Origin of the sequence: Mycoplasma amphoriforme A39, assembly GCA_000723365.1 — a bacterium.
GTDB lineage: Bacteria > Bacillota_I > Bacilli_A > Mycoplasmatales > Mycoplasmoidaceae > Mycoplasmoides > Mycoplasmoides amphoriforme.
This window is the reverse complement of the sequence record HG937516.1, coordinates 587,910-610,445: the sequence shown is the minus strand read 5'-3', so window position 1 is coordinate 610,445 and position 22,536 is coordinate 587,910. Positions and strand designations below refer to the sequence as shown.

At 32.2% G+C, this 22,536-nt stretch carries 17 protein-coding genes; 11 read left to right on the top strand and 6 right to left on the bottom strand.

From position 1 onward, the window contains the following. Window positions 1-379 precede the first annotated feature (379 nt). The 5 genes from ABDB96_RS02335 to def all read right to left on the bottom strand — a co-directional run bounded on the left by ABDB96_RS02335 (window position 380) and on the right by def (window position 5,499). The gene (locus ABDB96_RS02335; protein ID WP_343251184.1) at window positions 380-1,060 is read right to left on the bottom strand and encodes a P-loop NTPase family protein; all 681 of its coding nucleotides are present in this window, start codon (window positions 1,058-1,060) and stop codon (window positions 380-382) included. Window positions 1,061-1,113: 53 nt separating this feature from the next. Further along, entirely contained in the window at window positions 1,114-2,169 is a 1,056-nt protein-coding gene (locus ABDB96_RS02330; protein WP_343251183.1) for a DEAD/DEAH box helicase family protein, read from the bottom strand. 230 nt (window positions 2,170-2,399) lie between these two features. Further along, window positions 2,400-2,744: a hypothetical protein gene (locus tag ABDB96_RS02325; RefSeq protein ID WP_343251182.1), complete on the bottom strand. Its 345-nt coding sequence runs from the start codon at window positions 2,742-2,744 to the stop codon at window positions 2,400-2,402. Beyond that, window positions 2,737-4,848: a PTS fructose transporter subunit IIABC gene (locus ABDB96_RS02320; RefSeq protein ID WP_343251181.1), complete on the bottom strand. Its 2,112-nt coding sequence runs from the start codon at window positions 4,846-4,848 to the stop codon at window positions 2,737-2,739. Before ABDB96_RS02320 ends, ABDB96_RS02325 begins: the two co-directional genes overlap by 8 nt. 78 nt (window positions 4,849-4,926) lie before the next feature. After that, window positions 4,927-5,499: a peptide deformylase gene (gene def / locus ABDB96_RS02315; RefSeq protein ID WP_343251180.1), complete on the bottom strand. Its 573-nt coding sequence runs from the start codon at window positions 5,497-5,499 to the stop codon at window positions 4,927-4,929. Window positions 5,500-5,578: 79 nt separating this feature from the next. Between def and gmk the strand changes: the two genes are divergently transcribed. From gmk to ABDB96_RS02280, 7 genes are all read left to right on the top strand, one after another. Beyond that, entirely contained in the window at window positions 5,579-6,157 is a 579-nt protein-coding gene (gmk, locus tag ABDB96_RS02310) for a guanylate kinase (protein ID WP_343251179.1), read from the top strand. A gap of 696 nt (window positions 6,158-6,853) precedes the next feature. Beyond that, complete coding sequence (locus ABDB96_RS02305; protein WP_343251178.1) at window positions 6,854-7,651, top strand: protein phosphatase 2C domain-containing protein; 798 nt, start codon at window positions 6,854-6,856, stop codon at window positions 7,649-7,651. A 3-nt stretch (window positions 7,652-7,654) separates the two neighbouring features. Then, the gene (locus ABDB96_RS02300) at window positions 7,655-8,869 is read left to right on the top strand and encodes a serine/threonine protein kinase (protein WP_343251177.1); all 1,215 of its coding nucleotides are present in this window, start codon (window positions 7,655-7,657) and stop codon (window positions 8,867-8,869) included. 4 nt (window positions 8,870-8,873) lie between these two features. Beyond that, complete coding sequence (gene rsgA, locus ABDB96_RS02295; protein ID WP_343251176.1) at window positions 8,874-9,713, top strand: ribosome small subunit-dependent GTPase A; 840 nt, start codon at window positions 8,874-8,876, stop codon at window positions 9,711-9,713. A gap of 1 nt (window position 9,714) precedes the next feature. Beyond that, window positions 9,715-10,542: an HAD family hydrolase gene (locus tag ABDB96_RS02290; protein ID WP_343251175.1), complete on the top strand. Its 828-nt coding sequence runs from the start codon at window positions 9,715-9,717 to the stop codon at window positions 10,540-10,542. Between the two features lie 22 nt (window positions 10,543-10,564). Next, on the top strand, window positions 10,565-11,854 hold the full coding sequence (locus ABDB96_RS02285) for a glucose-6-phosphate isomerase (protein ID WP_343251174.1): 1,290 nt from the start codon (window positions 10,565-10,567) through the stop codon (window positions 11,852-11,854). An 8-nt stretch (window positions 11,855-11,862) separates the two neighbouring features. Further along, complete coding sequence (locus tag ABDB96_RS02280; RefSeq protein WP_343251173.1) at window positions 11,863-12,546, top strand: ribulose-phosphate 3-epimerase; 684 nt, start codon at window positions 11,863-11,865, stop codon at window positions 12,544-12,546. Between the two features lie 29 nt (window positions 12,547-12,575). Here the strand turns inward: ABDB96_RS02280 and ABDB96_RS02275 are convergent, their stop codons facing one another. After that, complete coding sequence (locus ABDB96_RS02275) at window positions 12,576-13,466, bottom strand: glycosyltransferase family 2 protein (protein WP_343251172.1); 891 nt, start codon at window positions 13,464-13,466, stop codon at window positions 12,576-12,578. A 274-nt stretch (window positions 13,467-13,740) separates the two neighbouring features. Here ABDB96_RS02275 and ABDB96_RS02270 point away from each other — a divergent pair, with 274 nt between their 5' ends. The 4 genes from ABDB96_RS02270 to ABDB96_RS02255 all read left to right on the top strand — a co-directional run bounded on the left by ABDB96_RS02270 (window position 13,741) and on the right by ABDB96_RS02255 (window position 20,607). Further along, complete coding sequence (locus tag ABDB96_RS02270) at window positions 13,741-15,108, top strand: dihydrolipoyl dehydrogenase family protein (protein ID WP_343251171.1); 1,368 nt, start codon at window positions 13,741-13,743, stop codon at window positions 15,106-15,108. A gap of 176 nt (window positions 15,109-15,284) precedes the next feature. Beyond that, window positions 15,285-16,022 carry a PQ-loop domain-containing transporter gene (locus ABDB96_RS02265; protein WP_343251170.1) on the top strand — a complete coding sequence of 246 codons (738 nt, stop codon included), beginning with the start codon at window positions 15,285-15,287 and terminating at the stop codon, window positions 16,020-16,022. 823 nt (window positions 16,023-16,845) lie between these two features. Continuing rightward, the gene (locus ABDB96_RS02260; RefSeq protein ID WP_343251169.1) at window positions 16,846-18,198 is read left to right on the top strand and encodes a lipoprotein 17-related variable surface protein; all 1,353 of its coding nucleotides are present in this window, start codon (window positions 16,846-16,848) and stop codon (window positions 18,196-18,198) included. Window positions 18,199-18,831: 633 nt separating this feature from the next. After that, window positions 18,832-20,607: a hypothetical protein gene (locus ABDB96_RS02255; protein ID WP_343251168.1), complete on the top strand. Its 1,776-nt coding sequence runs from the start codon at window positions 18,832-18,834 to the stop codon at window positions 20,605-20,607. The last annotated feature ends 1,929 nt before the right edge of the window (window positions 20,608-22,536 follow it).

Here is a 22,536-nt window from a genome sequence, read left to right as displayed (position 1 = left end):
ACTATTTTCTTGTCAAAAACACAAAACACCAGGTTGGTTAATTGTAACTTCTTCAATGTTATTTTTAGTGTCTAAATCATTGTTGGCTGATGCCAAGTTTGTTTTGCTTTTTTTCTTCTTTTTAATTGGTTCAATCTGTTTTTAAATTTCTTTAATTTGATCAGGCATCCGAAAAATATTACTGGTGTTCACAAACAAAAAATTATGCATAAAGCCACTTTGCACAACTTTTTCTTATTTAATCTCGTTCGGAATCGTTAGTTAAAACATCATCAATGTTAAGTTCACACAAAGAACCTTGGGAATCTTCGGCAATTACGGGAAAGAAATTTAAAACAGCCTGAATGTTTTTTCGGCGTTGTTCGTTATTAACTTTATATTATTCACCAACAAGTAATCGAGTAGCAAAATCATCACAAAACTTAAGCCTTTGTTCCGGAGCAAAATCAAAAATATAAGCATTTTCTTTTATTGCAAGAAATTTTTCATGTTGCTCATTTTCAACTTCATACTCATGCGGGTTTTGAACCCAAAAGGCTGATTGAAAATATAAACATGCTGATTCAATGTTACGTAACATCAATACACCAGTTCATTCGGGAACAGTTACTCCAGTCGTTAATTGTCCAACTGATAATGTGATCGTCTTGCTATGTGGCTTATCAATGGCTTCACGAACTTTGTTAAAACTTTTTTGATTTTTTCTAAAACCAGTACCAAATTCATTTGTTGTTTGTGAAGAACTTGATCCTTTACCAACTGCTAAAACAATTTCAAAATTTTTAAAAAATTCGTGATTATTTAGTAATTTTTTTAATACTTTGGCTGCCGCAACACTAGGCAGTAATCAAAAAGTATGGTCTAATTGATTAACATATTGTTCAGATGAACTAAAAGGGTATTTACCCTGTGTAATAACATCTAAAAACTTTTTCACATCTTGTTCATGAATAAATTTATGGTTGTTATCAACACAGAAAAAATCACCTAAATCAAATGCATACTGCGAATCTAAGCTAGAGTCATCTTTAATTTTTGATTTAAGCCCTTTTTGTATCATTTGACTCATTTTATAAGAAAATCAATTCAACTGTGGCAAACGGGCATAAGGGTTTAGCCATTATTTTCATCCCAATCATTTTTGGCTTTTTGTCCATCATGATACGATCAATTAAAGATTTGATCTTCGCGAAATTTTTCAGTAGCAATGGCTTTGAATGGGGTGCCCGATAAATGCAAGGCAAATTTAGTTCGTAATGAATTTAAGGCTGCTTGACTTTTTGGTGTGTCAATAGCTTCATGAACTTCATCAAGAACAATTACATCCCAATCAACTTCTTGCATTCAAGCTAATTTTTCATAAGAATCACCAGCAAACTTAGCACCTTTGAAGTCTTGTAAGGAGACAAAAGCAATTCTTCTAATTGGTTTGTTTGGGTGCTCCGTTTTATAATTTTCATATTCTTGATAAGACATGCTATTTTGTTTAATTGCAGGCGATTCCGAAACAAACCGATACCCTTCATCTATTCTTCAACTGATAAAATCATCAAAATCATTAAATCAGGAATTTGCAATAGTCGGGCGGTTGCACAAAATTAAAACATTTCTTGCCTGAATTTTTCTCATGAAATCATAGGTAGTTAAAGTTTTACCAAAGCGTGGTTTAGCATTTCATAAAAATTCTTTTGGTTCTTTTTGCGAATGAAAATAATTAAGAGTCACATTAACAGCTTCACTTTGTTCCGCACGCAAAGTATAGTCTTTTCTATCTTGAGAATTTATCAAAGGATCATAATCGCTTGCAATAAACTTTTCAGTTAATTTTAAAGCGTCTGCTTCTCGACCCTTAAAATCAAATCATTCATTTCCGTTTGGTCCGCCAGTTTCCTTGCTACGCTTAATGTTATTAAATTCAAAATATCGGTGTAAATCTGTAACTCGAAATCATGTACCATCATTCTTTCGGGCTAATTTTCAAAAAAGAATTTTCACTTGCAATCCAGCAGTTTTAGTTTGCTCATCGACGCGTGTTTCAATATCTTTTGTTGTTTCACCAATCTTAATATGACCAACAAAATTAGGTGCTTGTCGTTCATCAAGACTATATGCGTAAATTTTAGGTTGTTTTTGTGTAGAGGGATTAATTATTTTTTTGTTTTTTTCCATAATGATTTTTTCTTATCTTTTAACAAAACAAATCGATACCAACAATTATATAACACACTTGTTTAAGTCACTTTAAAAAAAAGATAATTGCACATATATGGCAAAATAATATTTTTAAAAGAAGAATAAACTTAACAAACAAAAATAACCAAAAACATTTCAGTTAACCTTAAAATATTAATTTAAAAATTGATTTTAAAAAATCTAAATTTATAGTTGGTTTGATACCATTAACCAACTTTTTGTGCCACGATTTTTTGTAATTGTTTTTTAACATTGTAACCATACATAAATACGGCAAAAAACAAAATGGCACCAAGGATTAAAAAAAAGATCCCATAAATAAAAAGAGTAATATTTGGTGCTCCTTGGGCAGTTGTAGCTTTCGGATTCATTTGGTAAGTTTTAATTCAAATACCAACAAAGGCTAAATATGTTTGGTAACCAATGCCAATTAAAACGGCACCTGTCGTAACAAACGCAATCATTAAACTGATTAAGATGTATAAAACAATGAATTGTTTTTTTAATAAGGCGTTTTTTGCAAGATGTAATTTAGACATAGTTTTATACATTTTGTGCTCTTTTTTTATAAACTTTTGGTTGAGTTAATTGGTGATTTTTACTAAATCAACTAAAACCGGTTTTAGATTTTGTGAGTTTTTTAGCGGTAGTGGGCTGAGTTTGGTTGGTTGCTGGGCTGTTTTTACGTAAAAAACCGTACATTAAAGCCGTGACTAATAACCCGATTATAATCGCTAAAAAGAAAAAACCAATGCCGCCAGCAACACCGTATGGCCGATTACTACCAATTGCACCTAAAATGGCAACAATTGGTCCGCCATGAGCAGCAGCATCAGTAACTCCAAATGCTCCAGCGATCGCACCGGCGACTGCTGAGCCCACAATATTGGAAATAATTGCTCGTTTCGGATCGCTAATTGCAAAAGGAATGGCACCTTCAGAAATCCCAATTAGTCCCATAACAATTGCACTAACACCTAAGGTTTTTTCGTTTTCATCAAATTTATGACGAAAAATTAATGTGCATACACCCATGCCTAGTGGAGCCACTGGAATCGCAGCCGCCATCATTCCCATTGGCTCTAAAATATTTTGCGTAATTAATGCCGTTGAAGTTAGAAAAGCAATTTTGTTAACTGGCCCTCCCATATCAAATCCAGCCATGGCACCAATTAAAATACCCATACCAATCCCGATGCCAATTGGGGTCAAATTATTACCATTGTTGGATGTAAAGACCTTTTTTAAACTATTACTAAACTCATTCAAAACAAAGCCAATTGGTGCACCAATGACAAAAATGGCAATTAAACCATAAAATAAACCAACACCTAAAGGAATGACAAAAATGGGAACGATCGCCATAATTGGTTTCGGTAAAATTCATGAATTAATTCATTTAACTGTATAACCAATGGTGAAGCCAAAAAGAATTGAACCTAAAAAACCCATGGCCGTTTCGATAGGAAGATCACCGATTCGAAATAAAGCACGAGGGGTGTTAGCGACAATTGCAACAATGAAAGCGGGAGCAATTGCGGACCGACCCGCAATTGAATAAGCAATATACGCTCCCAAAATGCCAATCATTAAATTAAACGCAACGGCACCAATTTCGCCAAGATAAAATAAAAAATCAGTGGTTGGAGCAGCAAATTTTTCTCCATAAATTCCCTTACCAATTCCTGCTGATAAAGCGATAGCAATCCCACCTAAAATAACGAATGGAACCATGTAACTAATTCCTGATAGTAAATGCTTCATGAAAAAGGATTTTTTACTACTATTTTGAGATTTTAAAGAATCTTTTGATATGGTTTTATCACTTGGATTATCTACCAAAACTTTAGCTTGCTTTAATGCATTATTAATTACAAATTGTGGGTCATTAATGGCATACTTGGTATTTGTTTGATAAATTCTTTTGTTTTTAAAACGCTGCAAATCCAAACCAATATCTGCAGCAACAATAATAACCTCAGCAACTTCAATCGCTTTTTCAGTTGACAAGTTTTTAGCACCGGCTGAACCATGAGTTTCTACATTGATTTCATAACCAAGTTGGTTAGCAGCTTGTTCTAATTTTTCAGCCGCTAAATAAGTGTGAGCAATACCAACTGGGCAAGCAGTTAAAGCAATTATTTTTTGTTTATCTGTTTTAAAAGTATCTGCATTAGTTATATTTTTAGAAGCATGGTTATTTTTTAAATTGAGTTCAAGATAATCAGTAATTAAATAGTAAATTAATTCGGCATTATCAGTTGTGGTTAGTTTACTTATAAACTCAGCTTTCATCAAACCTTTAGCCACTTGCGAAAGGATTTCTAAATGCTCATGATCAGCATTTTCAGGAATCAATAAAACAAAAACATGTTTGGTCAACTGGTGATCAATTGCGATTCAATCAACTGGGTTGACAAAGCGGCAAAATAAAATTTGTGGTTGTTGAACAACACTTGTTTTCGCATGGGGAATGGCAAAACCACGCTCAAAACCCGTTGAAACCTCATTTTCACGCTTAATAAATGCTTCGAAAAGTTTTTGTTCATTAGACGTATAGCCTAAATCGTATGCAAATTTGGCAATTTGTTTCAAAGCATCATTTTTAGAATGAGTTAACACATTAAGTTTAACGTTTCTTTTTTGAAAAATCATCTTATCTATTACCTTACACCAAAAATAGGTTAGTCTTTAACGCCGCAATGATGACATTACTTGCATTTTGATTACAAACTATTCGTGACTCCGACCTAATTTAATCCATTCCGGGTCAGAATGAAAGGGCTTTAACGGATTGATCCGATCATAATACAATTTACCTTGTAAATGGTCATATTCGTGTTGTAAGCACATTGCTAACAGACTATCTTTAGCGACAATTTCAATCGTTTTATTTTGCAAATAATCAAACCCCTTGACAATCACTTTGTTACTGCGAATCACATAGCCCTTGCGGTCTTCGTGCACGCTTAAGCAGCCTTCTCCGGGCGTTAAATAAGCTTTTTGTGAAGATGCAAAAACCATTTCCGGATTAATTAAGAAATATTTATGTTCAATACCATCTTCATCAAAATGGATGTAGAACATTTGCAAATTTTGGCCTAATTGGTTGGCAGCAATGCCAATGCCGGGACGAATCCCGTATTTTTCGGCATTACCATAATAACTTTCATCCACATAAGCCATCATTTTTTTGATTAATTGAAGATTTTCATTTGATAAGGGGAAGTGAACGCTTTGACAAGTTTGGCGCATTTGGTCATTTTCGTCAAAAGTTAGTCAATTTACTGAAGGTTTATCGGCCATAAGTTCTTAATGATTAATATTAGTAGGATATAATTATATATCGTTATTTTGTTGTAATTTGCAATATTTCGGGTAACTAATGGAAAAGCAATCGGGATTATTAATTGTGATCACGGGTCCAAGTGGGGTTGGCAAAGGAACGATTATTGAAGGTTTGTTGCAAGATGCAAAGCTAAATTTAAGCCTTAGTGTTTCGGCCACTACTAGAAAGCAACGTAAGCACGAGATTGATGGGGTTAACTATTTTTTTAAAACAAAACAACAGTTTGAACAAATGATCGCCAATCACGAATTATTAGAATACGCAACATACGTTAACAACTATTACGGTACGCCAATAGATCATGTTGACCAGATGTTAAAAAAAAAGAAGAATGTTTTGTTAGAAATTGAATATCAAGGTGCTTTACAGGTGATTAGTAAGGTACCTGAAGTATTAAGTATTTTTGTTAGCCCATCTAGTCTTGATGAATTAAAGCAACGGTTATTATACCGGGGAACTGAAAACCAATTAGCAATTAGTGAAAGATTAAAACAAGCCGCTGTTGAACTACAACAAATCCCTCTGTTTAAATACCATGTTGTCAATGACAATGTTACTAATGCAATTGAGCAAATTCGCCAAATTATTTTAACAGCAATCAAATTAGAAAAATAAGTTAGACAACATTTACGATGACAATGAAGTAGTGTTAAAGCAATATTTTTTACAACAAGCACTCAACTTGATGCTATTAAACCCATTTTTAATGGCTTATACTAACTTAATCAAAATGGTACTTGACCTAAATGTTGATATACTTTCAGTGATTTTAATAAAATACAAACTGCAATAACAACCTTTATTGATGCTTGAGCAATTTGGCAAACTATGCAAGTTAGTGATTTATCAACATTTCTAATAGATCATGATTAAAAGGTTTTATAATTTTACAATCACAAAGAGATTGAATCGCAACCTTCCATAGTTCAAATAACCAAACAAAAACTGCACTAATATCAACTAATCAAGTTATTCTAATCAAAAAATTATCAGTAGTTACAAAACAATATTTAATGTTAACAAAACAAGATTAACCTTTTATTTTCTGATGTTTAAACGTGATCATAATTCGCCCAAACACGTTGAAAAATTAGCTAAAAAAATTGCAGAAATATTGTGTCGTGTTAATTTAATTCCTTATAATTCTCTTGCTAAAAATGGGTATAATAGAAGGGCAGTATCAAAACTAAAAACTTTAATTCCACTTTAAAAAACGCCAACTTGACAGCATACTTTGATTGGAATTAATAGCAAAAATTGATGCAATATGGGTCCAATTACGTGCCGACAACAAAGGAGCAAAGTTAAACTATGGGAAATAAAAGGCTTGGTAGTGCGTCAAACGTCGGCATTGTGCGTGAAGAAAACCAAGATGCGGTGTTTGTCTCTGTTAACAAGCACAATAATATTGCTGCCATTGTTTGCGATGGTCTAGGCGGTTATAAAGGTGGTTCGATTGCTTCCAATATTGTTTGTGATTTATTTGCAAAATCGTTTCAAGCAACCAATTTTTCAGCCTTAGACGATAAGCAAATCGAAAAATGATTTAGCCGCAATCTTCGTGAAGCCAAAATTGCCATTGGTAAATACGTATCAAGTCATAACCAACAATTTAAAAAAACTAATCAAGGTTCAACGTTAGAACAAATGGCATCGACCATTGTTTTAAGTTTAATTGTTGGTAAAAAAATCTATACGTTTTGGGTGGGTGATTCCCGAGCTTACTTAATAAACGATGCCAAAGAATCATGACAAATTACTTTAGACCATAATTTATTTAACTACTTAACATCAATTAACGCCAGTGACTACGCTTTTAAAACCCATGCTAAGGAATTACTGGCATTGACAAACATCATTTCAAAAGAATATTCTGGAACCGAAGATGACTATGATGTATCCATTCACGAAATTGCTTTAGATGAACACTATTTATTGTTAAGTTCAGATGGTTTTTACAACTTTGTTCATCCCGAAGAATTTTATGACTTAATAAGTGCTCATGTCGAAAACTTAGATCAAGCTGCGAATCGTTTACTAGAAGTCGGGATGGATAAGATGAGTAATGATAATCTTTCCGTAGTTATTGTGAATTTACAACAGGATTAATTCATGGCCAAAAGCGTTGATAGTAACCAATTATTGTTGCCAGGCGACATCATTTTTAATAAATATCAAGTGGAGAACGCCTTAAAACATGGTGGGCGTTCTCCTGGCGGTATGGATTCGCACTTGTTTACGGGAATCAATATTACTTTAAATTCCCACACTTCAATCGATGATGCTTTAAAACACGTTGTGATTAAAATTGTTAAAAAACTGCCCAAAATGACCAAGGATAACTGGACTAAATTTCTCGAAGAAATCGTCACCGCGACACGGGTGCAACACGATAATTTGGTACAAACTTACGATGTCATCCAACCCACCTTAAAAATTCGGCGCAATAATAGTCTTATAGAACTCAAAGATGTTGTGGTTATTGTAATGGAAAACATTACCGGACCATCACTTCGTTCCTTATTAGTAAATAAGGGTTATTTTAGTGTTGATGAAGCCATTTATTATTTTGAAAAAATTGTTTTAGGGGTCAGACGTTTACACGCTTATTCCCACATGATTATTCACCGGGATTTAAAACCCGAAAACATCTTGTTAACTCCTGATTTAAGAGGAATCAAAATTATTGATTTTGGCATTTCATCATCGGTTGTCCGCCGGGAAATTGCTACTGAAATCTTAACTAACGAAGAACACTTATTTGGAACTGTCGAATACATGTCACCAGATGCTTTAAAAACAACTATTGACCCTAAAACCAAAAAAAACAAGCGAATTCCGCCAACACCCCAGTTTGATTTTCATGCAATGGGCGTTATTTTATACGAAATGTTAACTGGCGAAAAGCCGTTTATTCCAGTTAAAAAAAATGATGGCCAAATTGATGGTAATAAAACAATTACCAAAGCCAAACTTTATGATTTGCCAAGTATGCAAGGTTTACGCTGCGATATCCCAAGTAGTATTGAAAATATTGTCTTTCGCTGCATTGCTTCCAAAGAAGAAGATTTAGCCTTTCGCTACCATAATTGTGATCAGATTTTAAAAGATATCGCTACTTACAATTTACCCGAACGAATTAACGAACCGCTCTTAAAACCAGTGTCACAACGGGCTCTAGAACGACCAGACTGCTTCAACCCAATTGTTGCCAAACTTACTGAAAAATTTTTTTACACCCGATGAATGTTCATTATCGTAACGGTTGGACTTGTTATTTTTGCTGTTATTTTGACAATTGTCTTAATTGTTTTCTTTGCAAGGTAAAAAAATGAAAGCTGTTATTTTAAAATTAACTGCGAACCAAATTACCGTGTGATACAACAAGCATTCTTGACAAGTATTTGCACCAAATAAATGAAAGTTAAAACGAGTTTTAAAAGCTGGTGATTGGGTGGAATTATCGCAAGGGGTTGATGGTTATCAAATTACCAAATTGTTTGAAGCATATAATTGTCTTGACAAACCAAAGGTAAATAACTTAGATCATCTTGTTTATGTTGTTGCTGCAACTCAACCCGAATTAAATTGGTTACAATTAATGAAAACCTTAGCCTACTATGAAAATACATTAAATTTTCGACCAATGATTGTTTTTACCAAAACTGATTTATTAACAAAAGACGAACAACGGTATGAACGCATTAATCAATTAAAAAAAATTGGTTATCTAGTTTTTGATAAAAATATAAAATATGATTGGTTGGCATTGAAAAAACATTTATCGAAAAAAGTGACATGTTTTATTGGGCAAAGCGGGGTTGGCAAATCCACGTTGATTAATAGTTATCAACCAACTTGTAATTTAGAAATCGGGGCAATATCAAAAAAACTTAACCGGGGTAAAAACACAACCACGCAAACCCAACTTGTTCCCTTTTTAGGTGGTTTTTTAGTCGATACGCCCGGATACACTCGCTTTGATTATTTAATTCCGAAATTAAAATTAGCCACAGCGTTCCACGATTTTCGAAATTGAGCTGTTAACTGCAAGTATTCCAACTGTTTACATGATCAGGAAAAAGATTGTGCCATAAAAACTAAATTACAAACAGATTTATTACCACAATGACGTTACGATTGCTATCTTAAGATGTTAAAGGAAAAATAGGATGAACAATAAAAAAATCTTCGTTTTTGATGTCGATGGAACATTATTAAATGATCAAAAAATGTTAATGCCAGGAACCATTAAAGCCGTACAAATGTTGCAAAAACAGGGGCATCATGTCTTGTTATCAAGCGGCCGGATTCCAACTGCAATGCGTTACTATTACCGGCGTTTAAATTTAAACGACTTTATGATTGGTGGCTGTGGGGCTGTAATTTATAATCCCCATACCAAGCGTTACATTAAAGCCAAGCCATTTTCGGTACAAATCGTTGATGAATTTATTGGTTATGCCAAAGAATTAAAGCGGGAAATTTTAATTACGAATGGGGAAGATAATTTACGCTTTTATTTTGGGGTTGATCCGATTCAAGAAGTTGATGATCCCGATTTTTTTCGCAATTATAGCGAAACCAATTTTTATGATGATATCAGTCGTTGAGAGCAGAATAAAACAACTTTTAAAGTGGTGCAAATGTCCTTAAAAGCTGAAGGCAAAATTATTAGTGAATGAATTAACTACTTAAAAGAAAAATACCAAAATGTGGTCACCATTGCTTTAGGATCAACAGTGAACATTGACGTTTCCCCACTTGGTGTTTCTAAATCAAGTGCATTAGCGGTGATTTGTAAACAATTAAAGGTGTCAACCGATAATTTGTATGTTTTTGGTGATTCTGAAAATGACGTTAGTTCCTTTTTACTATCAGGGACCGCGATTGCCATGGGCAACGCTAAGGATCCTGTCAAAGCCATGGCTGATGTCATAATTGGTGATAACAATCATGAAAGTATTTATAATTACCTAGTTAAACAGCAACTAATTTAAGATCATAAAAGCGAGATGAACCATGTTTTTAAAACTTAATCCGAATTTTGTAACAGCAATCAAACCTGAAGATTTACAAAAAAAATATCAAGAACAAGTCAAAAATTTTCATCACGACTTAGTTAATAACAAGGGGCCGGGAAGCAATTTTTTAGGATGGGTCCATTATCCAAATAATGATCATCGTGAAATCATGGAAAAAATGGAAAGGATCGTTAACCAATGGCATGCTAAAAAAATTGAAGAAATCGTGATTATTGGTATGGGCGGATCATATACTGGTGTCAAAGCGATTTTAGAAATGGCGATTCCAAATCATAACGAGCGGAAAATGCACGTTCATTTTATGCGTTCGTTATCTAGTTGCAATTTGCAAACTGTTCTTAACCAAGTTAAAACCAAAAATTGGGGAATTATTGTTATTAGCAAATCAGGCACCACGCTTGAATCAGCACTAGCATTCAAACTAGCCAGAACGGCATTAAAAAACCAATTTCATCACGATTATGCGTGAAGAATCATTGCGATTACTGACCCACATCAGGGAACCTTACATGATTTGTGTACCAAACACCAATACACCATGTTACCAATTGCTAGCGATATTGGTGGTCGTTTTTCTTCGATTACTCCCGTTGGTTTACTGCCAGCAATGTTATGTGGGGTTGATGTGAAGCAAATCTTGCAAGGTGCTAAGGCTGCTTACCACGATTTAATTCAGCATGATGCAATTACCCAAAACAGTGCGGTCTTATACGCGTGTTACCGCCATTATCTATATAAAAATTTAAACCTAAGTATTGAAGTATTAATTAGTTATGAAGATAATGTCGAAGACACCTTATTGCAGCATCGGCAACTTTTTGGCGAAAGTGAAGGTAAAAATCATGACGCTTTATTTCCGACTTATTCCATTTTTACAACGGACTTGCACTCAATGGGCCAACTTTACCAGCAAGGAGTAAGGAATTTTTTCGAAACCGTAATTACTTTTAAAAAACCATTAGCTGATATTATCATGACTAAATCAGTTTTTAATGATGACGATCATTTGGATTATCTAACTGATAAAACCGTTCATGAAATTAATTATTTGGCATGTGAGGCCACGATTGCTGCCCATAAAAGTTCTGGGATTGAAATTTTAAAAATTGAATTGGAAGAAATGTCAGCATACGCTTTTGGTTACTTATACTACTGGTTCTGTTTTGCTACAGCGATTTCAGCACGCTTATTACAACATAATCCGTTTGACCAGCCCGGTGTGGAAACTTATAAACAAAACATGTTTAAACTATTAGGAAAAAAATAAAGCAAATTATGGCAAAACAAAAAACGTTAGCATTTTCCGTATTACCCTTAATTGATAATTTTGACGTGCAGTATTTAAAGAAACTAAAAGCAATTGGTTTAGATACAATCCATTATGATGTCATGGATGAATTTACTGGCACAAGGGGATTTGGGGTTGATTACTTACCGATTTTGCACAAGTTAGGTTTTAAAGTTAACGTTCACTTAATGGTGGCTAAACTTGCAACCACTTTATTAAAATTTACTGCTTTTGCCGCCAATGCTATTTCCTTCCATGTCGAAGCATTGACTAATCCTAATGAAATTGATCGCTATATCGAGTTTATTCGCAACCACCATTTTAAGGTGGGACTGGCCTTTAAAATGGAAACTGATTTAGAGCCATATGCCAAATATTTCAAAAAAATTGACTACGTTACTTTAATGTCGGTCCAACCTGGTTTAGGCGGACAAACGTTTAATCCGCTTGTTTTTAAAAACATTTTACAGTTTCACAATATTATCAAACGCGAGCAAATTAAAGATCCACCTTTAATTGAATTTGACGGTGGTATTAGTACTTTTCAAATTAAAAAGTTATGAAAATTTGGTGACATCTACGTGTCTGGTTCGAGTTTTCATAACTTGGATTGAAACCAAAAAGAACAACTATTAAAATTGATTAGAACCCAAACAATTGAAAATTACTAAAATGAAGTTGAACCAAATTAATTGTTCTGCTAGGCTTTACGAAAACATTTTTTTAGAAAAAAATAGTAAAGTAGATACATAATAATGCGTAAATATCAAGGGATCACTTGAAATTTAAACTTGCGTTTAATTGGGAAACGGTAGAGGTTTTTTTTAATTAAACGTCGGAATCTAACTCTTAATAAATGAAATGCAACCAGTTCCTGTGCATCAATCCGAAGAAAATCCAAACACATTTGCACTTCAGTTAAATAGCGGCTACCTGGTCATGGTAAGGACATTGAATTACCAATCCGTTGGTAGTAATAAATCCCTGCTGGTTTAGCTAAATGCCTGATTTTATCTGCTAATAAGATTAAGTTTGAAGTGTAATAAGCATCTTGATAAAATTGTTTTTCTTTGAGATCGCTTAGTTTGTAAAATAATTCGTTTTTAACAAACTTACCAAGCGGGATGCAAAATGGTGTTTGGGCTTGATTTTTGGTTTTGGGTCTTTTTAAAAAGACGCTGTAGGTAAAAATTCGTCTTTTTTTTCGTTGGCCTTTTTTAAAGAAATCACAAATTATTAAATCATTGCCTTCGGACTTGATTCGGTCAATATTTTTCAAAACATGCTTATTTAACTCATCATCAACATCCAAAACCATAATGTAGTCACCACGAGCTAATTTTTGATGTTTTACAAAATTAATCACAGATCCCCAATTACCATTTTCTTTATAAAAATAAGTTAACGATAAATCGGGATTTTTTATTTTAAATTGCTCAATAACTTGATTGGTATTATCAATTGAACCATCATCGATGATTAAAGTTTCAACTTCTTTTAAATCAAAATCTTGTTGAACAATTGAACGCAAAGCGTTTTTTAAATAAACAGCGGAGTTGTATGTGGGAATAATAATGGTAAACAACGGCATGATTAATTAATAGCGTGAATTAAACAGTTGTTGTAAGGTTGTTTTTACATTAAAAAACGGTTGGTAAACAACTTAACGGTTTCTTTATTTTAAATTAACAAAAGTTTGCTTTAAGATTTTTGCATTATCGACTAATTTACAAAAAATTGTAAACGTTGTCTTCTAGAATGTTATTGATTACAAGCACATTTACTAACAAAAAACAAATCCAGAATATAATATAAGCAATTTTCAAAAATTAAGTAAAAAAATTACATATTAAGGGGTACTTGTAATGAAATATGATGTCATCATCATTGGGGCTGGCCCAGGGGGCTATACATTAGCGATCCAACTGGCACAGCACCAAAAAAATGTGCTTTTAATCGAAAAAGATCGCTATGGTGGTTCGTGTGTTAATCGTGGCTGTATTCCGACGAAAATGTTAGTAAAGCACGCCCGTTTATTATCGGAATTAAAAAATATTGAACGATATTCCATTAAATTAGAAAACATTAGTTTTGATTATAACAACATTCACAAAAACGTTATGCAAGTAAGTGTAAAGTTAAATGAAGCGATTAAGGGGCAATTAACAGCGTTTACAAACCTGAAGTTAGTATCTGGTACGGCCAAACTTATTGATAAGCATCTTGTTCGAGTCGGCAATGATCAATATGAAGGTGAAACTATCGTCATTGCTACTGGGGCAACAAGCCGTTTATTAAAAATTAAGGGAGCAGAGCAACTGCGTAACAGAAATAAGTTAATTACTTCAACCGCGGGGTTAAAACTTGAAAAATTGCCACAATCAATAACTTTTGTTGGTGGTGGAATCATCGGAGTTGAATTTGCTAACATCTTTGCGTCATTAGGTGTTGAGGTTTTAATGCTCGAAATGCAACCAACCTTTTTAGCTAATTTGGACCAGGAAATCGTTAATCACTTAAAAAATAGTTTAGAACAAAAGAAAATCAAGATCATGACTGGCGTTACTGTTAATGAATTCACTGAAGACGGTAGTTTATTATACACACTTGATGATAAACAACAACGTGTTCAATCAGACCTATATTTTGAATCAATTGGCCGGGAAGTGGTTCATGATGCATATCATGATCTTAATTGGCTAGAGCGGAATGAACGGGGCAACTTAAAAGTTAACGCGTATTTGCAAACAAATGAACCAAATATTTACGTACTAGGTGATAGTTTAGGGACTGTACAATTATCCAGTGTCGCTTATAAGAGTGCAGATTTAATCACTAACCATATTGTGAATAAAAAAGCACAACCATTAAATTATCGCGTCATCCCAGCATGTGTTTATGGTCCAAAAGATTTTGCTTTCCTTGGCGAATCTGAACAGAACCTCTTGGATCGAAATGCTAATTTTAAAAAGATTGTCATCCCCGTTGGTAAATTACCACGGGCCCATGCAGAAATTGATGCTCAAGAAGGAATTTTGAAAATTTTAATTGATAACCAAACCACAAAAATATTGGGAGCATGAATTTATTTGCAAGACGGAAGTTATATAATTAACCAAATTGCTCAAGCCATGGCTAACGATTTAACTGCGGCTCAAATTGTTAAAATTCCGTTTACCCACCCAACACTTAACGAAGCGTTGTATTATGCACTAAGAAATTATAGTTCATAAGATTAAACTCAAAAAAGTGCGAAAAAACCCTGGGGCATTAAGTTTCAAGGGTTTTTTTATTATTAAAGCTGTGAATTTCCTAGACCTATAATATATTATAATAGAATGCCATAACCTTTTTTTATAGGTGTTTAGTAGTAACTTTAGTAAAGATTTTAGCAAAAGGAATTAAGGAAATGATCTGTTCAACTTCAGCATTACGTACAAGTTACAATGTTATTCTTGGAATTGGATCATTTCTCTATGTAATTTATGGAATTCCCCAATTAGTCTTTTTAATTCGCAAGAAAAAAACTGAAGGGATTGCCTTATCATCGTTTTGAATTTTTTACACAGCATCAATTTTCTATGCAGCACTCGGTTTTTTTACAGCTAATGATTTGCTAGTTTATTCAGAATTTATTGCAGCAATCATTTTTGGAGCCCAAATGTTTTTGATTGTTAAATACTTACCCAAAGAAGCATTAAACAAACTAAAACGCGACCTTGCGTATTTTTTCATAATTTTATACATTATAATTGATCTAGTTCTAGCAATTTTAAATGCTGTTAAAGTTTTGGGCACTGATCAAGAAATTAGTAATGGTTCAGTAATCATCACTGGCGAGATTGCTGCTAATATTGCTCCGATTCTATCAACAATTGCTTTTTTGCCCCAAGTAATTAAAGGTATCAAAACCAAATCTTTATTTAAACAACCATTTTCCTTTGTGTTTTTAACTTTTTTCTCCGGTTTAATTTGGATTGTTGCTTGATCACTTGCAATTGCTTGGTATTCAGTGTTCAACAGAAATCTAGTAAATACTTATATAATTAACTTAGTCTACCAATTTATTAGCAACATCATTACAGGTACGCAATTTTCTGTCTGGCTGCATCAATCATTAAAGACAAAACAATTCCATTGGATTTAACTAAGATTACTGAGCATAAATTTACTTTTATTGTAAAGATTATTGTAAAGATATATTCCTGATTCTAATGGCTAAAATTATCAAAATATCTTTTTAATTATATCCATAAAAAAATCAAAACGCTTGCCACTTAATTTATGACAGATCAAAAAAATCTAGATATTCATAATGGTTTAGTCAAGAATTACTAAGTAAATTTTAGTTATTTTAAACAAGAAATTTGCCAAAAACATATTAGAACTCAACCAAATGATGTGGAAGTGTAGCAAGGCTTTCACTAATAAAATCGATTGAAAAGGCAAATTTACTAAAACGACTACCGATACTAACCTATTGCATTACTATTAATGCAAATTAAATTAGTGAAATAAACTGATAACTGCTACCTTCTATTTATATCTAGATAAAAAGAACGGGGTTATATTTATGATAATTAATACTATGAAAATTATTAACTAAAAATCTGTGCCAAATAATTACATTTTTATTTGCAAAAAAACACGCTCGCGTCGTAATTTAATTTTCATAGACGCTGGTGTTTAAATGATTAGTCTTGAATTTAAATTAAAAATTTTAATGATTTAAAACGTATTATAATATAATGTATCTAAGGATACTAATAACTTTTAGGACTTTTTGGTTTCCTTGCTTTTTTATTTTATTTTAATAAAATATTTACTTCCAATGAAAAAAAGTTGCAGAATATTTTTTATCACATGATTTAAACTATTCATACTAAAGTCCAAATTTTATAAATCACTCAGGGAAAATAAGTATGGAAAAATAAATATTTAAAACAAGCAAAGAATTTGAAAAAAAGTTAATGCGTAAAATCCGTAAAAAATCACTACGTACAAAACTTTTAGTTGGGATTGGAATATCAACAAGTTTTGCAATTGTCGGTGTTGGAATGCTAGTTGGTTCAGGTATTTCTTATTCAATTAATAACCATGGTGGCAATATCAGAAATCATGGAAGTAATGATTCAACCCCAGGACGCAATAACGGCAACTCTAGACCAGATGATGGATCTGACAAAAACGGATCAAACGATAACAGTTCGGCAACTGATAAGCTTATTGCAAAAGCAGCCTATGATGCGATCAAAGAAACCGCAGAGGCTGATGCCAAATCAGATGCTTTACCATCAACAGTTGCCAAAGATATAACTACATTAGCCAAAGCGAATGAACAAATTGCCGAAAATAGTAATAGAATCCCGGATGCTCCAGATTTCTTTGAATATGTGATTTCTGCGGTTGCTAATGATGAAAAGGGGACTTTAACCATTAAGGTTGCTCTAAAAAAAGCATTTAAAGCAAGAGGCTTTTTCACAACTCAAGGAGATCCTTCAACTACTAAAGTTGATAAAGATGTTGTAGTTACTGGCTACCAAACAACGCAACAAGCAGATAAAATTAAAGTAAAAGCAGCATATGATGGGATCCCACCGACTGCAAATTCTTTTCAAAAAACAGGTATTTTACCATCAGCAATTGCTAAAGATATAACTACATTAGACAATGCTAACGATCAAATTTCAGCAGCAGATAGTAACTTTATTCCGGATGTTCCCGATGGTTTTGAGTATTTGATTTCTGCCGTTGCTGATGATGAAAATGGAAATTTAATCATTAAAGTTGCTATAAAAAAAGCAAATACAGTAAATGGTTTCTTTACGACTGAAGGTGATCCTTCGGATACCAAAGTTGATAAAGATGTTGTAATAAGTGGTTATCAAAAAACACGGGAAGCAGATAAAATTACAACAAAAGCAGCATATGATGCAATCAAATTAAATGCAAATGCTAACATCAAACCAGGAACGGTGGTTTTTCCATCAAACGTTGCTGATGAGGTAAAGACATTAGCCAAAGCGAACGAACAAATTGCTGCAAAAAATGATAAGATTCCCAATGCTCCGGCTGGTTTTGAATATGTAATTTCAGCCGAAGCTAAAAACACTGAAGGTAAGTTGTTTGTTAAAATCAGTTTGAAAAAATCAAGTACTGGAAAATACTTTAACTTAAATGGCGACCCAGTGGACCCATCATCACCAACTTATGTTCCGAAAATCCTTACAATAAACGGTTACAAGCGTGAAAGTTCAAAACCTCTGGATTATGCAGGTGACCCAGGCGATCCGGATTTTTACGAATACTGAAATTATGAATAATGGATGGGAAGGTTTTCGAACCTAGACTGTTGTCAAAATAATAATAGAACTTTTAAATAGCAAGGGAATTACATATATTCCTTTGTTATTTTTTTATATCTATTTTTAAAGTTATTTTGATTGATAATCTAATTAATTATTTTGAGGATTATTGGTTTTAATCACCATTTTCACTGATTAACTAGATTTTGTGAAAGGTTATAAAGGATTTGTTTTTTTATAAATTGAAGTAAGTTTATTTAGATTAAACGTTATTAGGTAAAATTGTGGCTAATCTCAAATGTTTTTTTGTTTTTATGTTAAAAATTTGAACAAAATTATCGTAAAAGCGTTTTCAAGACTTTCTATTTTAATTCATCATTTTCAAGAAAACTTCATGTGCGAAATCGGTCATATTTGTTACCAACTAGTTTTCTTTTAACGTTTAATTAAAAAAAATATTAATACTTTAGACGCATTTTAGCCTGTTGTTTGATGGTTGTAAAAACCTTTACGTTTGCTTTTTTATTTTATTAGAATAAAATAATTAATAGTGATGCAATAAAAATTACAATCTTTATTTTTGATCACGCGATTTAAACAAATCGTCTTATCGCAGTGCAAATTTTTCTAAATCACTCAAGGAAAATAATCATGGAGAAATCAGCATTTAAAACGAAGCCAGTAGTTGAAAAAAGATCGATGTTTAAAAATTTACAACGCACAAAATCTTTTAAAGTATGAATTGGTGCGTGAACAAGTGTTGCCGTTGTTGGCGTTGGCATGTCAGTGGGTTCAGGCGTGTATTATGCTTTAAATAACCAAGGTAATAATCAAATTGGTGGTACTGATAATCAAGCCGATGGCAATGAACAAACTGATCAAAACGAAGCACGAATTGTTCGGGAATTATATACTCAAATTTCAAGTGTAAATACTTCGGTATCCGATAAGTTTTTAGCAAGTGAAAAGGCACTTGAAATTAAAAACGCAAACGAAAGTAATAATGTTACAACCTTTAATGAAATTGCTAATACGAAACTGCCTACTCTAACAAACCCATTTAGTTACCGGTTTGTTACCGTTGTTGGCGATGACAATACAGCAACAATTAACTTATGAGTTGTTATCCAAAAAAATATTGCACCAGCACAAACAGTTTTCTACAATGTCGACGGATCAACTCACACCAATCCTAATGCGGTTGGAAAACAAGTGACGATTTCAGGATTTGCCAAACGCCAACCACAACAACCAGAAGCCAAAACAAATAAATTAGTACTAGATCATTTCAATTTAAATTTAAAACGGGCTGTTAGAAATGAAGCTTCTGCTTCGGCAATCAAAAATGTTACCAATGTTTATGTTGAGATTGTTAATGAAACAACTAAGCAAAAATTAAAAACCCGTAATGAAGTTATTGAATTTTTTCAAGCATTAACTCATTACAATTTAATCAGAGAGTTTGCTGAAAAAATTACTAAGAAATTTGAAGCTGATTCCTTTTATAACAATGCTGCAATTAACTACATTAGTTTTAATCCCGAAAAAACCTTTGCAGAAAATGTAAAGTTTCAAGACACCATTGACCAAACATACTCCGAAAACGGATATAATCTAGTTTTATCTGGCGGTGGTATTGGAAATTTAGGTTCTGATCAAAACAATTTCACATTAGTAAGTAGTATTAATGGTAACAGTAGCAATTCAGGTGAAGTTTATTATGTTCATAAGTTTAAAGATCTAAAAGCAATTGAAAAAGAATTTTTCCATTTCTTGCATAAACCGTTATTTACAACCTTAGATCGAACAAACCAATATCATGAATCATTTGATAAAAACAGCAAATTCACGCCAGTTGTCCCAGATTATAAATTTGATCTTGGTGACGATATGTTTCCAGACGCATTTAGAAATATTAAAGTAGTTTCAAGAGAAATTAATGGAACTAAGAATTTAAAATTAGCAATCCCGGGGATCACAACTACTAAAGAAATGATTTATTTTTTACAAGCAGTTGTCAAATACAAACAAGTCAATAAGTTTAAAAATTTAGTAAAATATGCATTAACAGTTGAACACGCTTATGGTGATCCTGCGGAAAATCGAAACATTAACTGAATTTCCTTTAATCCAGAGAAAACAGGTGATGAATCGAAAACTTCATGAACCGGAGAGCAACTAGTTTTAGGTGGACGTGGTTACCACCATGTGCTAATAATTGATAAGGAAGAATCGGCAGCAACTCAAAACCAGATACCACCTACAATCAACTCTAACGGTGAAAATCAGTCCGGAAAACTTGCAAGTATCGATGGTCAAGGTGACAATAAATTACCTAATCGAAATGTGTTTGCAGAATTAAATTACCTTCTGTCACGGGCAGTGATAACTACTTTTGATCCAAACAATCCTTTTCAAAATAAATAAAATAACATACAACTTAGTAAAACCATGCACTTTTTATTTGTGCATGGTTTTTTATATGTTAGAAAAACAATTCTTTTAGATATTTTACTTACTGTGCTTGATTTAAAATCGCTCTTTTTTTATATTTGATAATAATAGAGATAATTACTAAGAAATTTTATGATTTTCTAGGTATTAACCTAAAATGATAACTTCAAAATAATGCCTAAAACTGATAGATAACTATTAAAAATTTAGACACCATAAATGTATATAAAAGACTTATTTATTTGCTATGAAAATCTTTTTTTGCTTAATCACATTACTCTATAAATTGTTATGCAAAACGTCCTTTTATTTACTCATTGATAATTAATAAAAAACCCATTATATTTTTCTTAATTTTAAGAATTTAGACACTAACCTTTTAGAATCATTCTTTTAAAAAAAATAATCTTTCTTATTATTGAAAATGAATCTTTATTGTTTTAAGTAGTAATTAATTCGATTCGAGGGTTAATGTACCAAATTAAAAATTACTTCTAATTTCTAATCAAATTGTTGACCATAATGATTCAATCCAATCAAATACTAAACTACTTTTATTAACTACTGACAACCATTCGCTCAATTGTTTTTAATAATTTTTGCTCATGCCCTGAATTATTAATGGGGTAACCAATATACATAACAATTTCACACTTTTTGTAGGCTGCCTCTAAAACAACCGGTTGATCATTGCACAAAGTTAGCATTATTAATTAAAAATGATTGCTTTTATAACTTGTGGTGAAATCATCGTCCAAAATTAAGGTATTTTTATAATTTTCGGATTTAAAACAAATAATTTTACTTTTATAAAATATTCATAATTAACTCAGTGATCAATCTAATAAAAATAAAGTGAATTAGTAAAACCTAAAAAATTCACCTAAAAGGTTAATGTTTAGTATAAATCATTTAATCCAATAAGACCAAACAGGTAATTTTAAGAAAGATCTTGGTTTTTTTAAAGATTTATTTTGATGGACTGTCGCTATCATGATTTTTCCGGACAATAAAAGCAAAACCACGTATGAACTATTTAAAATTGTTTCGGATTGAATGCTAAATCAACTTTAGTAATATGAATTTGGGTTTGGGCAAGAGTCTAACGTTAAGATTTGAAGCAAATTTTCTTAGTTATTACAATTAAACTTACTCCAAAACATTAATAAGACAAATTGTGAGACAAACTGGTTTTTTGAATTCTTTATTATCAAGAAGTTTATTAATTTCTTCTTGGTATCTTTTCTTAAGTCGATTAAAAAGATAAGTTAATTTAATAATTTCGCTAGAATAAAATTTTATTTTTTAGCATTATAAGTATGAAAGGTATCAGTAATAAGATTTTATAATTTAATTACTGATTTTAACACATAGCTAAAGATAACAGCGTATGATTGATGGAACATAATGCAAGTTATCTTCTTTTGTTTTTGGATTTGAATTAATAAAAATATTTTAAAAGCGAAATAGTTCTATATACAAAATCAGATTTTTCTAAATTAGGCTGCCATTGTGTTTTTTTGAAGGGGCAATATTGCTACTTAATGAATAAAATTACAAATTATTACTTGCCTCGTTTGCCTTGTTTCATAAAAGATTTGAATTGTTATGCTTTTGCCTATGTCTTATTAATTTCACAATTAAATCATCAAGCCATATTAATCTTTAATGAAGCGAATCTGCAGTTGCGTTTGTTTTGTGATTTTAATTTCTGTTTTTATCTCATAAATTTAAGATATTTTATCTGTTGTTGGTAATTCTATTTGTTTTAGAGATATTATCGATATGAGTTTTTTAAAATCTAATGAGAATAAAATAAATTGCAACTAAGAATAATCCAAGTTCTTTTTCTAATTGTTCTAAGTATGTCCGATGTTTAGCTGTTTCATAGTTTTTGATTAG